The following is a 13990-nucleotide window of genomic DNA, read 5'->3' as shown; positions in this document are numbered from 1 at the left end:
TTTTGACTGTATTGGAAATGATGAACATCATGATTTTAAAATACAATGATTTCAATTGATTTAAAATATACTGGCAAAATCATTTGGACGCTATACTAGTCGAATGGACAGATTGAGTTAATCTATGAAAGTTTTGTTTTGGCGAACATTGGTGATTGTTTTTATTGTACTCGGGTTTATTGGGGCAATATTACCAGGAATGCCAACGACAGTTTTTCTGATTTTGGCGGCTTGGGCGGCATCAAAAGGTTGGCCACAGGTTGATGCTTGGTTACTTAATCATCCAAAATATGGTGCAACGCTTCGTGCTTGGCGTGAAAATGGTACTGTGCCACGTAAAGCAAAGTGGATTGCCAGTATTATGATGTTGATCAGTGGAGTGATCATGTTATTCACCAATGCGCCACTGGCTGTGAAAATTTTTACCGATGTGACCATGTTGATTGTGGCAATCTGGCTTTGGTTGCGCCCTGAACCAAAACCTATTGTAAAAAATCTGAATGAAATGGATAAATCCGAATAGTCTTTATTTGATATTCTTGATCATTCAGTACTGAATATTTTATTAAGTTTAGAGCAAATAGATAATAGGGTTAAAATATTGATTAAATGATCAACTCAATTTAATTAAAATACAGGTTTTAAAACCTTATAAATAGATAAATAATAAACAAAAAACACCAATTTAAACTAAAATGATCTATTTTTTAATCACTCAAACCTAAAATAGGTAAAACATCGAGAAAAGCGTTTGACACTCAGTAAAGATTCTCTATAATGCACCTCACAAACGATGAAGTCGTTAGGGCGCTTAGCTCAGTTGGTAGAGCGTCTGCCTTACAAGCAGAATGTCGGCGGTTCGATCCCGTCAGCGCCCACCAAGCTTTAACGTTGAATTTTTAGTGCAGCGGTAGTTCAGTTGGTTAGAATATCGGCCTGTCACGCCGAGGGTCGCGGGTTCGAGTCCCGTCCGCTGCGCCACTTAAATTCAATCATCGTATGTATAGCAATTCATTTGTTAAAGTGCAGCGGTAGTTCAGTTGGTTAGAATATCGGCCTGTCACGCCGAGGGTCGCGGGTTCGAGTCCCGTCCGCTGCGCCACTTTATAATGATTTTGCAGTGACATGTAATACTGAATTAGAGTCTAAATAGTTTTTTATTTATTCTAGTTTAGGGCGCTTAGCTCAGTTGGTAGAGCGTCTGCCTTACAAGCAGAATGTCGGCGGTTCGATCCCGTCAGCGCCCACCATATACAATGCAGCGGTAGTTCAGTTGGTTAGAATATCGGCCTGTCACGCCGAGGGTCGCGGGTTCGAGTCCCGTCCGCTGCGCCATTTATCTTATTTCCTGAGATCAAGATATTTGGATGTATAAGAATTTGAAAGGGAATATTGTTTTCTTTTATGTTCTGATAAAGTAATATTGTGATGATCCTCACTCAGGGCGCTTAGCTCAGTTGGTAGAGCGTCTGCCTTACAAGCAGAATGTCGGCGGTTCGATCCCGTCAGCGCCCACCATATACAACGCAGCGGTAGTTCAGTTGGTTAGAATATCGGCCTGTCACGCCGAGGGTCGCGGGTTCGAGTCCCGTCCGCTGCGCCATTTATCTTATTTCCTGAGATCAAGATATTTGGAATTGTAAGAATTTGAAGTTTTTTGATTTTTAGAGATCAAACATTATAGACTTCATATCGCTTACTCCCCATCTTTAGGATAGAACTTAAGATTAAATCATCGATTTTCTTATAGGTTCAAACAGAGTAAACAACTTTGTTTATCCACACTCAGGGCGCTTAGCTCAGTTGGTAGAGCGTCTGCCTTACAAGCAGAATGTCGGCGGTTCGATCCCGTCAGCGCCCACCAAATTTTCCAATCTAGTTATTTGTTTAGAACTTCTGTATAATATATAAGCATAAGTATTTTAAAAATAAATTTTCTATGCGAAATCCATATCAACGTAAAGCTGCGTCTTCAACTCAAAAAAACTCAGTTCAAACCCTAGACCAATACAAACATTTTGTCGAAATGATTGTTTCGCAAACCAAGGTTTTTGTTCTTTATGATGACGGCTGGGCTTTGTGCGCATCACCGACAGGGCAACAGTCTTTAGCTGTTTGGCAAAGTAAAAATTTGGCACAACTTTTGATTAAAGATAACTGGAGCCGTTATGCAGTTCAAGAAGTTGAACTCATTGTTTTTATTGAACAGATGATTCCATTTATCAAACAAAATAATACCGCAATTTCTATAAATTTAACCCCAGAAGGGCGGAATATTTTAGTTTCAACAAATAAATTTTTACTCGATATCAAAAATTATTTATATCAGATGTATACGACTCAACCTGAGTTGTTTCAAAACAATAAACGCTTACCGTTACCACGTAAAATTCGCTTACATCAGTAACGCTGTACAAACAATGATATGGCGTTCTGTGCCTCATATTCACCGAGTACCCATCCGCTGATATAGGCAAAGTACTCTCTTAACCATGCGTTATAACGTGTCGTGAGTGGGGTTTCAGCACCTACAGTAATGAAGTTATGATAGCCTTGTTTTCTGGCGATTGCTGCAGCACGTAAGGTGTGAAAATCACTGGTCACAATCGCAATTTTAGAGTCTAAAGTTAAACCATGCGCCTTTAAAATTGCTTGGCTATTTTTTAGATTTAAGTCAGTACTGGTACTTTTATTTTCTTGTAGGATTCTACTGGCTTGGATTTGCAGATGCTCTTGTAAATATTGCGACATAATTTCTGCTTCGGTTTTTTCTTCACCAAAATCTAAACCACCACTGACAATGATCAAAGCTTGTGATTGTTGTTTTGCAATTTCACCGGCTTGATCTAAACGTTTTGCGAGGGTCGGTGAGGCTTTCCCTTGGGTAATGCCACTGCCTAAAACAATAATTGCTTGTAGATTATTTTCTGCTGTATTTTGTTGGGATTTTAAGTGGATATAACCAAAGAAGCCGATTAAGCTGACAGACCAAAGCGTAAATAGAATCCATCCTAAGCGCCAGATTTTCTTTAACTTTAAGTGTTGTGCTAAATACTGCTGAATGTGTTGGCTCCATAGCACTGTAGTGATAAAGGCTAAGCCAATCAGCAAAGGGAGTATTGTTCCTAAGTGGATTTTTTTATATAAAATTAAAATAAATCCATCGAGGAATAAGACAAATCCCAGCAAAAAAAAGACAATGCGGAAGAGTTTATTGTTATACATGGGTGAAAACAAATCATTAAAAATTAGTCTAATTCTAAACGAAATCTGTGTATTTATTATATATGAATCAAAAAAAACCGAGCAATCGAGCTCGGTTTTGGCGGGTAAATTTATTCAATAGACCCTAATAAACGTCACGACGATAACGACCATCTAAACGTAATTGTTCAACTGTGTCTTCTCCAAGGATATCAATTAAAGCGAGATCAACATCAGTTGCCATACCATTGATACTGCCACAGACATAGATCACCGCATCATTGGCTACCCATTTTTTCAGTTCTTCCGCTTGATCACGCAGTTTATGATGTACATAAATTTTTTCAGCTTGATCACGAGAGAAGGCTAAATCAATACGTTTGAGCATCGCTGTATTTTGCCAAGCTTGAATTGTATCTTTAAAGAAATAATCGTTTGCTTGTTGGCGTTCACCAAAAATCAACCAGTTTTCAGTATAGTCCATACGAACACGGGCATGAATCAAACTCATTAATCCCGCAATCCCAGTACCATTTCCGATGCAGATAATCGGACGGTTATCGGTAATTAAATGGAAAGATTCATTATTACGAATTCTTAACGCAATTTTATCACGCAATTGCACATGTTCTGTCAGCCAACCAGAACCGAGACCAAGCTCACCTTGAGGATTTTGTTGCTGACGAACCACCAAACGCAACACTTGCTGACTTGGAATACTGGCAATCGAATACTCACGAGTCGGTAGTGTAGGGAGTTGCTCAAGTAAATGTTCCATATTGGCAAAAGGTTCAACAGCAACAGTTAAATCGCGATTCCAAAGCGCTTCTTGAATACTTTGTTCGAGTGAATCCACTTTTGTTTCTGCATGAACTTGATATTTATCCAAGAACAATTGAATACGTTCTGGGCTATTTCCCGTTTGAATTTCAGCAATATCACCTGCTTGCCAAGCTGTATCATAACTGGTTTGTAATTCAAGATTAAATGCGGGTGCGCCTAAGCTGTTTGGATTGAGTAATTCTCGTTTTGTCAAACGCCATTGATCAAAAACTTTATCAATAGACATTGTTTGTAGATCGAGCTTTGTGGCTTTTGCTAAAGCATCATTCCAGTGTTGGATATCTGCATTGTTGCCATTATTGACTTCAAGCGTAGCAAACAACTGTTGAGCACAAGATTGTTTTAACCATGCGTCTATGCGATGCCCAAAGCTACAATAGGTCTCAGGATAGTCTTGTGAACCCAATGCTAAAACCGCATATTTTAAATGCGAAAGATCCAATGATGTAGCCATAAGCTTTTTCTCAAAGTGCGAGGCTAAGTCAGGTGCTTCACCTGTACCATAGGTACTTGCAATCAAGAGAATCTGTTTGGCTTGCTTGAGGTCATCTTCAGAGAGTTGTTGTACAGCTTTTACCGTTGTTGGCTGATGGGCTTCTTGTAGACTGGTTGAGGTGCGCCATGCCAATTGTTCAGACATTCCTGTTTGAGAGGCATAAGCAATTAACCAAGGTGTTGCATTTGGATCAATTTGAATTGCTGAACCCGCTTGTTTTGCAGCAAGCGTAAGTCGCTTTTGCTTACGACGTTTTAAATACAGCATCCATCCAGTAACAAAAAATAATGGCATTGCCAATGCCGCAAGCATTGCGATGAATTGAAAAACTGGGCCAAAGAAACTACCACGGTGTACAGGGAGCATACTTCCCATGATTTTTTCATTGAGTGGTTTGCTTTCGTATAAGTCTAATTTTTCAATTTGTGCAGTTTGATAGTTATAGGTTGCTTTATTTCGTGCACGCTCATGTTGTGGAATAGCATCAACAAAAGTGAGTTCAACTTTACCATCTGGCTTTTTAGGGATCGAAACAGTCAGTGTCGAATAGTCACGATTAATTTGAGAATTAAACCCATTCCATGTTTGAGTAAGTACATGTTGAATTTGTTCTGGTTTTAAACCTTCTTTATTCTCATGCTTATTTTCACGGTCTGGTTGTTGATGACCTGTCGTTTGATTTTGCTTTTCGCCACGTTGTTGTGGTTGTTGTTGAGGATTGCCAGAAGCCCCTTGACCTTCTCCACCGCGTGCCGCTTGCATTTCAGGCTGAGGTCGTTCAACCCCCATTACTTTAAACATACCATTGCGCCACCAGTCATACGACCAATACAGCCCAGTACATGCTAAAAGTAAATAAAAGATCACCACCCATGTGCCGACTACAGCATGTAGATCCCAAAGGAAATTACGACCTTTGAGTTTAGGCTTAATGGCAAACCATTGTTTAAAAGAATGCTTTTTCGGCCAGCGTAAATAGAGGCCACTGAGTACAAAGAAAATTAACATCAAGGTACTGGCGCCAGTAATTTGTTTACCGACTTCACCGACAGTTAAGTTACGATGCAGTTGCTGTATAAATTGAAAAAAATCTTTGCCTTTCACTTCTGGGAGAACTTCTGCCGTGTAAGGGTTTACCATCATGGTATAACCTCTACGAGCGCCTTCTTTGACAATATTAATGTTTGAAGCTTCTTCAGCGGCTTTCGCGACAGTAATACTGTTGATCTTCATTTCAGGGTTTTGGGTTTGGAAATGTTGATAAATTTCAGCAGGCGTGAGTTTTGCCTGATTTTCAACTTTTACCGTGTAGCTGTCTGGGTTTAACCATCTTTGAATAGGTTGTTCATAAGAATAGATTGCACCAGTTACTCCCATAATTGAGAGAATTAAACCAGCCGTAATCCCTAGAAACCAGTGAATTTGAAAAAAAGTCTTTTTAAACATGGCAATGCAAAGGGCAGAATATTTTTGATAGCAAATTATAGCTGAATAAATCGGAGAGATAATGAATTTTGCAGATAATATTTATTCTCATTATCATTTTTATTAAAATAGCGAAGTACAAAAAAACCTCCAAAAATGGAGGTCTTTTAAAATTTTAAATTAAAGTGTCTTGGGTTCACCAACAACTTCTTTTAAATGTTTACGCAGTGTTTCAAAGGGGAAATTCTTGCTATCCATACGTTTAGGTAGAATATATGCGCCTTGTTGGCCTTTTACTTTAAAGTTTACCAGTAAGAATTCAGGGGTGTTGTACCATTCATAAATGTCTTTCCAAGCCACGGTTCCAACACCTTCTTGTACACCCATTTGTTGACGCATCACAATACCACTTGGCTGCACCCCTAATTTTACACCTTTGATTTCCTGAACTGGAAATTCATTCATCTTGCGTTTTACATACCATTCAAGACCGAACTTGCGAACCAAAAGATAGATGGCAACTGCAGCAAGAACCACCCAAAAAATAATGGTTGAATAGTTTTTAATTAAAGCGATGCCAAGTAATGAGAGTACCACTGCTACACCCATGATTGCCCAAGCTTTAATCCCAATTTTATTGGTACTACGCCAAATTGCAAGTTGAGCGCCGCGTTGTTCGGCTTCCGAAACTTCGTACGGAACAGGTTGTAAGGTATAAGCGTAAATATTCTTGGCAGTCATAGTGTCAGTAATGTATGTAAATCTAGTCAGAGTTTAGCACTAAATCTCAAGATTTAGTGCACCTATTGTACCAAATAACGATGCAATTTTGATGCACATTTATAAAGAAGCCAATTCAGTAGATTGATCATCTCGTTCATGGCTTAAATTCTGTTTCAAGCTACTTAGTTGCTTTAAAATACTGAACATTAATGACAATTGTTGAAGAATAATGAGTGATTTAGAGTCTTCTGACTCGGATTGGCTTAAACGGGTACGAATGGCTTTCAACATATTGTGCGCGGTTAAATCAGGCATTTCATCCCGTAATAAAGCCCCGGAGATATCATCTAAAGCTTGATCCAATAAATTAAGTACCTGTTGGTCTTTCACTTGCTCACGATGTGCGCCGAGTGCTGCAATATAGCTAAGAAAGGTATGATTTAGACATAAGAACTCAAAAGCTAAGCTTTTTTGACTTGGGTCAAAATCTGGTTCAGTGGCAAGGGTTGAAATCAGTGAGGCAACATCTGCATCCCGATTATGTGCAGCACGGCGAACAATTCGATACTCTAAACTATTATTGCGTCCCTGATGATATTGAGCGACTACATTTGCCAAATAATTGCATTGAGCTTCCAATGAGCGTTGAATCGTGCGGGGTAAACGACGGAATTTCCAGTCAGGGAAAATAAAGCTGACACCGAACCAGGCGAGGGCACAGCCAATCACTGTATCAATCATACGAGGTAGCGCTGCCTCATAGCCAAGCCCATCCAAGTTAAAATTGATCAGCGCCATGATGGTAATAAAGGCAGTGGCTTGGGCATATTGTTTACTGCGTAAATCAAAAAACAATACACCACTGAGTACGAGTAATAAGAGTTGTCCTTCAATAGAGGGCACAAAATACAAAATTGCATAGCCTAAAATAATGCCGCCTAATGTTCCAATAATCCGTAATCTTAAACGTCGTTTGGTCGCATTAAAGTTCGGTTGGCTGACAAACAGTGCGGTTAATAGAATCCAGTAACCATATTCAATATTGGTGAGTTGCACAAAAACATAGCCAATAAACAAAACAATCGAAACACGAATTGCATGTCTAAAAAGTACAGACTCGGGAGTTAAATTTTGTTTGATTCGAATGACAATATCATCCCAACCTTTGAGGTCATCATCTTTAAGTTGGTTTTCGAAATTTTTACTTTGATCGTATTTTATATGTCGTTCAGTTTCGAGATTTTGTAATTGGGCATCAATCGACTTTAAGTTTTGATAAAGTGCAAACAATGAATTGATCCAAATTAAGTCATAATTTTCTTCTTTTTTGAGTTTATCCAGCGAGTATCTGAGGTTTTTAAAAGCATGCTCAAAACGGACATTATGCTGGTAGGTGGTGCGGTGTAAGATACTATCGCTTAGATCCTTACAGGCTTTGCCTTGCAGCGCTAAAATACGTTGAAAACGAAATAATACATCACTATGTTCAAACATTTTGGCCAGCTTTTGATAATCAATATGTGCTGAATCGGCCCGTTCATGAATATCTTGTGCAACAAAGTAATATTGTAAACTACGACGTGTATCACGTTGTCCTCGGTCACCCTTTAAACGCGTCAACAAGGCGGTACGCATATCATTAAAAATGCTGATGAGCTGCCCATTTTCCATAGACAAACTAATCATACTGTCTTGATAGCTGGTTGGTGTCATATCGACATCAAACAAATTGGATTTGGAAAATAGAAAATTACCTAATGATGAAAAACATTGAGACAGCTTGTCTTGAACTTGCCGTACTGGGAACAGTAAAAAACTGATGGTTGAAATAACCCCATACCAAATTGCACCAACCACCAATAGACTTGGCTGGATATACCATTGATCAAATAAATGCACCCCAAGCATGGAATACACAGAAACCACCAGACAGCCATAAGAAATGGTGGCATAGCGACGTCCCAAAGAACCCAATAAAATCCAACCGATACAAGAAACAATCAAACCTAAGGCAAACAGAATAGGGTAAGGAAAGAGCAGGCTCACTGAGGCAGCGGTGATAAAGAATCCGATATAGGTGTAGATCAAATTCATGATACGTACAGAGAAGCGATCGTCTATATCACTGAGACCTGCTGCAACCACCCCTAAGGTGAGTGGAATGGTCATTAGCTGCTGTCCCAACAGATAAGGTACAAATGCAGTCCCTGTAAAGGCAATGATCATTCTCAAGTTATACATGAAACTTGTGTTGTAGGTTGCTTTTCTGAGTTTTAACAGCCAAGTGTTCAAAGGAAATCCTTGTTAAATCAATAGGGTGTTATTTACTTGGGAAATGCGATTTGGCTTATATGACTTTTCACTTATCTTTGTGACAAATCATACAATGGACAGTGTAAACTTGTCTGCAACATTCCTTATCAAATTATAAACCATCTATGTCTGAAAAAAACGTTGGTCAGCAGTATTCAACGGGCTGGATTATGCTTTTGGCTTTATTTACTTCTTTGGGTCCATTATCCATTGATATGTATTTGCCGGCATTACCACAAATGGCGCAAGATTTTAATGTGACGACCCAGCAAGTCGCCAATACCTTGCCGGCGTATTTTTTTGGTCTTGCTGTTGGTCAATTGATTTATGGTCCAATCAGTGACCGTATTGGGCGTAAGAAACCGCTTTATTTTGGTATGACCTTGTTTGCTTTTGCCAGCTTGTTGTGTGTTTTAGCACCTGATCATTGGTCGTTGATTGCCGCACGCGTTTTACAAGCCTTGGGGGGCTGTGTGGGTGTGGTGATGGCACGGGCTGCAATTCGAGACCGTTTAGATGTGCAAGGTTCAGCGCAAGCTTTTTCCAGTATGATGATTGTGATGGGGATTGCCCCAATTCTTGCTCCAACCTTGGGTGCCGCCATTCTACAATTCTTTAGTTGGCAAGGTGTCTTTATTGCCTTGTTTGTGATTGGTCTGTTTTGCTTATTTTGTGTACATTTTTTATTTAAGGAAACACTCGCACCAGAACGTAGGCTGCGTCTCAACTTTAAACAAGTTTTTATTTTATATGCTGCTATTTTTAAAGATCGAAGCTTTCGCTTTCCAATGTTGGCAGGTTGCTTTACTGGTGCAGCACTATTTTGTTATATCAGTTCCGCGGCAGCAGTGTTGATGGATGGTTATCATTTAACTCAGCAACAGTTTGCTATTGCCTTTGGTTTTAATGCTTTTGGTATCATTTTACTGTCTTCTATCAATAAGCGTTTAGCCAACAAACTCTCGGTGATCCTGCGGTTAAAAATTGGTGGTTTGATTCAAGTCACAGGTGGGCTGATTATTGTCAGCGCAGGTTTCATGTCTGATGCACCATTGGTGATTGTCATGTTGGGCTTATTTTTCTCTGTTTCAGGGATTGGTTTTACTGGACCGAATGCGATGGCATTGGCGATGTCTGAACAAGGCTCAAGAGCAGGAACTGCAAGTGCAATTATGGGCAGTATGCAATTTGCGTGTGGTCTATTGGGTGGTGTGGTATTGAATTTTCTCATATGGAATCATTTATTAAATATGGGAATTTTGATGTTGGCTTTTACTCTGGCTGGATTTATGGCAATTTTAAAAGTGGCTCAACAGTTCAAGATGAAACAAATTTAAGCTTATATCGATACTGAACAAGAGATCGTCTTGTTTATTTACAAGACAAAAGTGAATTTTGTTTTATTGAATCAAAGACGATCTGTATTTTTTATTCAAGTATGAGGAAATTGACAGGTTCTAAGAGATTGTATTGTTAGAACAAGTACGCGATACACATACACGCGGTCAAAGCAGAAACGATAAAAACACAAACGCCAGAAAAACAAAAGCCGACGATTCGAGTGATGAGTAAATCGTCGGCCAAAATACTTCGTTATAAAGATTCAGGCTGCTAAGTTGAATCTTAAGAAGCATAAGTTTTTAGTTTCTCTGAGAGAAGGTCTCCAAATTTCTTTGCGGATGCCGTGCAATCAATTTGGTTGCTGCAGACCTTATACTTATATAACGACAACAGTTTCAAATTGGTTGACAAGAAAATGAAAAAAAGTTGAAAAAAAATTATAATATTGTTCTTTATGCAATCTAGGCTGTCGTCATGGTGTCTTTAAACAAATATTTTTTGTGGTTTTTGCTGCTTTGTTTAGTCTTGACCATGGTTACAGGTGTATTGGCTGCATTATTGCCCAATGAAATTGCGGGGGTATTAACAGCAATACCTTATCTGATCGCGATGATTATTGTGTTATATCGTTTTCTCAAACAACAACGCCGTGCGCCTACAGACCAAGAGCGTAAAAAACTGACCCTTGGTTATACTGCAATATTTTGGGGCTATAATTTACTTGGGGTATTTGCGGGTGTTTGGTTTTTTTCTCAAAATGATCCAGAAGTGTGGAAAACTTTTGTGATGTATCTGCAAAATACTCAATTTTTGCTCACTGCATTGATCATGTTGTTGATGTTGGCAATCCCTTTATATTTAATTACCTATTGGTTTTATGGAAAGCAAGCGCAGCGTATGGCAGTTAAAATGTTTGGTCAATGATCTGTTTAAATTGTTGACTTTACTTTGAGAAATCAAAGTCATTGATGAAATTTGTATCAATACAAATAATCAAAAAATAAATCTTATTTTTAAGCTATGGATATGCTGTTAGTGTACGAACATATCCATAAATTCGCGTAATTCTTGAATAGCAATTTCAATGTCTGTGGTTAACCACGTTGGTTCAAAGATCCCTGCATAATGTTCTAAACGATCTTGAGGAACAACAAGTCGTATCGGGCAGTCTTCTTCAAGTAAACGCCATGGCACGATTGGAACTTCATTATCCAGAAATGGTACGACATTGCGAATATCAATAATCATTGCATTGACACATTCTGGGAACGGCATGACCGACAATTCATCTGTACGGCGACGGAAATACTCTAAATCGCCCCATTTTAGAATATAACTTGGCTTGTTAAATTCAATAATTCCAATGAGATGATCATCTCTTGAGGTATGTGTGAAGCATTGATGCGTGACATCAGTGTCCAAGTCCAACCCGACACTTTGTCGTTGATAAGCCATATCTACAATAGCCAAAAAATGGGGTACATATTATAGCTCATTTATCTATCAAGAACTGTTCGAATTAAAATTTACTTTTGCTTAAAATATTTTTACACACAGATCACAAATAGCCTGTTAGTATAAAAATACATCAATTCGATGGAGGTGGACGTCATGAAACACGATTTCAATAAACCATCTTATGTAACAAGTACTGAAGATATAACGCATAAGAATCGCTTACCCATTTATATGCTTATTCTTGTGGGGTTATTTCTTGTTTCCTTGCTTGTTTACATGATCGCCGACTGGGTTTAATCCCATATATCATCTATAAAGATTATATTGATAAGACAAACTCTAGCTGCAAAGCTGGAGTTTTTCATTTTTGCATGCTTTTGTTGTATTTATGCAGTTAAATTTGCTCGTTATATAAGCAATAGATAAAGTAGAAGAGTAATTCATCAAGTATCCAATTCAAATAAAGAATGTTGCTTAAAGTCATTTGAGCACACTCAGATTGTTATAAATCTATAACTTGAGGAAATAAAAATGAATGAAATTTTACAAACAAGGGGGAGATTTGATGCCATGTATTATTGGGATCAATTCCACCCGATTCTCGCCGCTGTTGCCATCCTTATTGTGGGATGGATTATTGCACTGATTGTTGCAGCAGGAATTAAAAAAATCCTAGAAAAACTAGGTACAAATACAAAATTGTCTTCAGCAACAGGTCATCGTTCAAATATTGAAAGTATTCTTTCTCGAATTGTTTTTTGGGTGGTGATGGTGATCGCGGTGATTGGTGCATTAAATGTGCTGAATCTTACCAGCGTAAGCAGCCCATTTAGTTTGATGATTCAGCAATTCTTATTGTTTATTCCACAATTACTGGCTGCCGTGGCCATAGGGTTTATCGGCTGGATTGTGGCAAATCTGGTTAAAGTCGGCTTAAAAAAAGCCTTGGATCGGACTCAACTTGATGAAAAATTAAGTGCCGATGTTGGGGTCAGTCCGATCAGTCAGAATATCGCTGATATTGTGTACTGGCTAATTTTATTGCTGTTCCTACCAATTGTATTATCAATTTTAGGTTTGCAAGGCTTATTGCTTCCAGTGCAGAACATGCTGAATGAGGCAGTCTCTTATATACCAAATATTTTCATTGCGGGTGTCATCGTTTTTGTCGGTTATATCTTGGCAAAAATCCTGCGCGGGATTGTTGAGGGTTTAATCAACAGTCTAAATTTACAAACCCAAATAGAAAAAGTAGGGCTATTTAAAAACTCAAACCAAGGTTTAGCGAAGTTTTTAGGCTCTTTTGTTTTTGCCGTTGTCATGATTACTGCGTTAATTGTGGCTTTTGAAGCACTTGGTATACAGGCTATTTCACAACCAGCAACCGCAATGCTGGGTGAAATCATGTATGCAATTCCACATATTATTGCAGCCGGATTAATTTTAATTGTGGCCTATGTGGTGTCTCGTTTTGTGGGGCGTTTGGTTTCAGAAGTTGTTGCTGGAACAGGTGTTGATGAAATTCCTGCAAAATTAGATTTGCAACGCTTTTTAGGTGACACGAAAGTTTCTTGTATCATTGGTTATCTGATTGTTTTCTTTACCATGTTATTTGCTGTTTCCGAAGCGGCAAATCGACTGGGCTTTGAGCAAGTTAGTCATTTGATTTCAATGTTTATTTACTTTGGTGCCAACATTTTGTTAGGCGCAGTGATTTTGGTGATCGGTTTCTGGTTGGCCAATATCGTGGCGAATGTGGTACAGCGTGGTGAGTACAAAAGCTCAAGATGGTTAGGCAACTTGGTTCGTGTTTTGATCATGGGGCTGGTGATTGCAATGGGTTTAAAAGCCATGGGAATTGCCGATTCGATCGTTAATCTTGCTTTTGGCTTAACCTTGGGTTCTGTGGCAGTTGCTTTTGCATTGGCCTTTGGTCTAGGTGGACGTCAACCTGCAGAACGCGTTTTAACGGATTTAATCGATAAAGCCAAGAAAGAGGCAAATCAACCGAATCCATTAAAGCAAGAAAAGACTTATTCATCACAGCCAAGTGGTACAGATGCTACGCAAGTAACCGCGGATACCCCTGCGATTGAAAATGAGTACAAGTCACTTACTGATTCATTGAAACAGGACAAAGATGACCCGAATTAACATTTAAATTCTTTTAAAGATCGATCAGGATTG

General features: G+C 38.8%; 10 protein-coding genes and 8 tRNA genes. 13 read left to right on the top strand and 5 right to left on the bottom strand.

Annotated elements, in window-relative coordinates; all coding sequences use genetic code 11:
- The first annotated feature begins 124 nt into the window (after positions 1–124).
- The 10 genes from FY049_RS16725 (at position 125) to FY049_RS16680 (ending at position 2407) form a co-directional block, all read left to right on the top strand.
- Positions 125–523: a YbaN family protein gene (locus FY049_RS16725; protein WP_004723787.1), complete on the top strand. Its 399-nt coding sequence runs from the start codon at positions 125–127 to the stop codon at positions 521–523.
- Positions 524–805: 282 nt separating this feature from the next.
- Positions 806–881 (top strand) — tRNA-Val (locus FY049_RS16720).
- A gap of 23 nt (positions 882–904) precedes the next feature.
- Positions 905–981: transfer RNA gene (locus tag FY049_RS16715), tRNA-Asp, on the top strand.
- Positions 982–1025: 44 nt separating this feature from the next.
- Positions 1026–1102: transfer RNA gene (locus tag FY049_RS16710), tRNA-Asp, on the top strand.
- A gap of 72 nt (positions 1103–1174) precedes the next feature.
- Positions 1175–1250, top strand: a tRNA-Val gene (locus FY049_RS16705).
- A gap of 8 nt (positions 1251–1258) precedes the next feature.
- A tRNA-Asp gene (locus FY049_RS16700) sits at positions 1259–1335 on the top strand.
- Between the two features lie 107 nt (positions 1336–1442).
- Positions 1443–1518, top strand: a tRNA-Val gene (locus tag FY049_RS16695).
- Positions 1519–1526: 8 nt separating this feature from the next.
- Positions 1527–1603: transfer RNA gene (locus FY049_RS16690), tRNA-Asp, on the top strand.
- A gap of 185 nt (positions 1604–1788) precedes the next feature.
- Positions 1789–1864 (top strand) — tRNA-Val (locus tag FY049_RS16685).
- Positions 1865–1939: 75 nt separating this feature from the next.
- The gene (locus FY049_RS16680) at positions 1940–2407 is read left to right on the top strand and encodes a DUF2750 domain-containing protein (RefSeq protein WP_034613763.1); all 468 of its coding nucleotides are present in this window, start codon (positions 1940–1942) and stop codon (positions 2405–2407) included.
- On the opposite strand, the gene FY049_RS16675 is transcribed toward FY049_RS16680, so the two are convergent.
- The 4 genes from FY049_RS16675 to yccS form a co-directional block, all read right to left on the bottom strand.
- Complete coding sequence (locus FY049_RS16675; protein ID WP_446084029.1) at positions 2401–3225, bottom strand: YdcF family protein; 825 nt, start codon at positions 3223–3225, stop codon at positions 2401–2403. The two genes, FY049_RS16680 and FY049_RS16675, sit on opposite strands and share 7 nt — an antisense overlap.
- Positions 3226–3349: 124 nt before the next feature.
- On the bottom strand, positions 3350–5989 hold the full coding sequence (locus FY049_RS16670) for a PepSY domain-containing protein (RefSeq protein ID WP_446084028.1): 2640 nt from the start codon (positions 5987–5989) through the stop codon (positions 3350–3352).
- 159 nt (positions 5990–6148) lie between these two features.
- Entirely contained in the window at positions 6149–6709 is a 561-nt protein-coding gene (locus FY049_RS16665; protein WP_004723779.1) for a YcxB family protein, read from the bottom strand.
- Between the two features lie 99 nt (positions 6710–6808).
- Positions 6809–8983 carry a YccS family putative transporter gene (yccS, locus tag FY049_RS16660; protein WP_081401077.1) on the bottom strand — a complete coding sequence of 725 codons (2175 nt, stop codon included), beginning with the start codon at positions 8981–8983 and terminating at the stop codon, positions 6809–6811.
- 146 nt (positions 8984–9129) lie between these two features.
- Here yccS and FY049_RS16655 point away from each other — a divergent pair, with 146 nt between their 5' ends.
- Positions 9130–10341: a multidrug effflux MFS transporter gene (locus FY049_RS16655; RefSeq protein WP_446084027.1), complete on the top strand. Its 1212-nt coding sequence runs from the start codon at positions 9130–9132 to the stop codon at positions 10339–10341.
- A 478-nt stretch (positions 10342–10819) separates the two neighbouring features.
- On the top strand, positions 10820–11269 hold the full coding sequence (locus tag FY049_RS16650) for an ABZJ_00895 family protein (RefSeq protein WP_224964224.1): 450 nt from the start codon (positions 10820–10822) through the stop codon (positions 11267–11269).
- A gap of 108 nt (positions 11270–11377) precedes the next feature.
- Here FY049_RS16650 and FY049_RS16645 read toward each other — a convergent pair whose 3' ends face one another.
- The gene (locus FY049_RS16645) at positions 11378–11800 is read right to left on the bottom strand and encodes a hypothetical protein (RefSeq protein WP_004723771.1); all 423 of its coding nucleotides are present in this window, start codon (positions 11798–11800) and stop codon (positions 11378–11380) included.
- A gap of 534 nt (positions 11801–12334) precedes the next feature.
- Here FY049_RS16645 and FY049_RS16640 point away from each other — a divergent pair.
- On the top strand, positions 12335–13957 hold the full coding sequence (locus FY049_RS16640) for a mechanosensitive ion channel (RefSeq protein WP_446084026.1): 1623 nt from the start codon (positions 12335–12337) through the stop codon (positions 13955–13957).
- Positions 13958–13990: the final 33 nt, after the last annotated feature.

Source organism: Acinetobacter sp. 1125_18A (assembly GCF_052824985.1).
The sequence above is the reverse complement of the archived record's forward strand: the minus strand, read 5'-3'. Positions and strand labels throughout refer to the sequence as shown.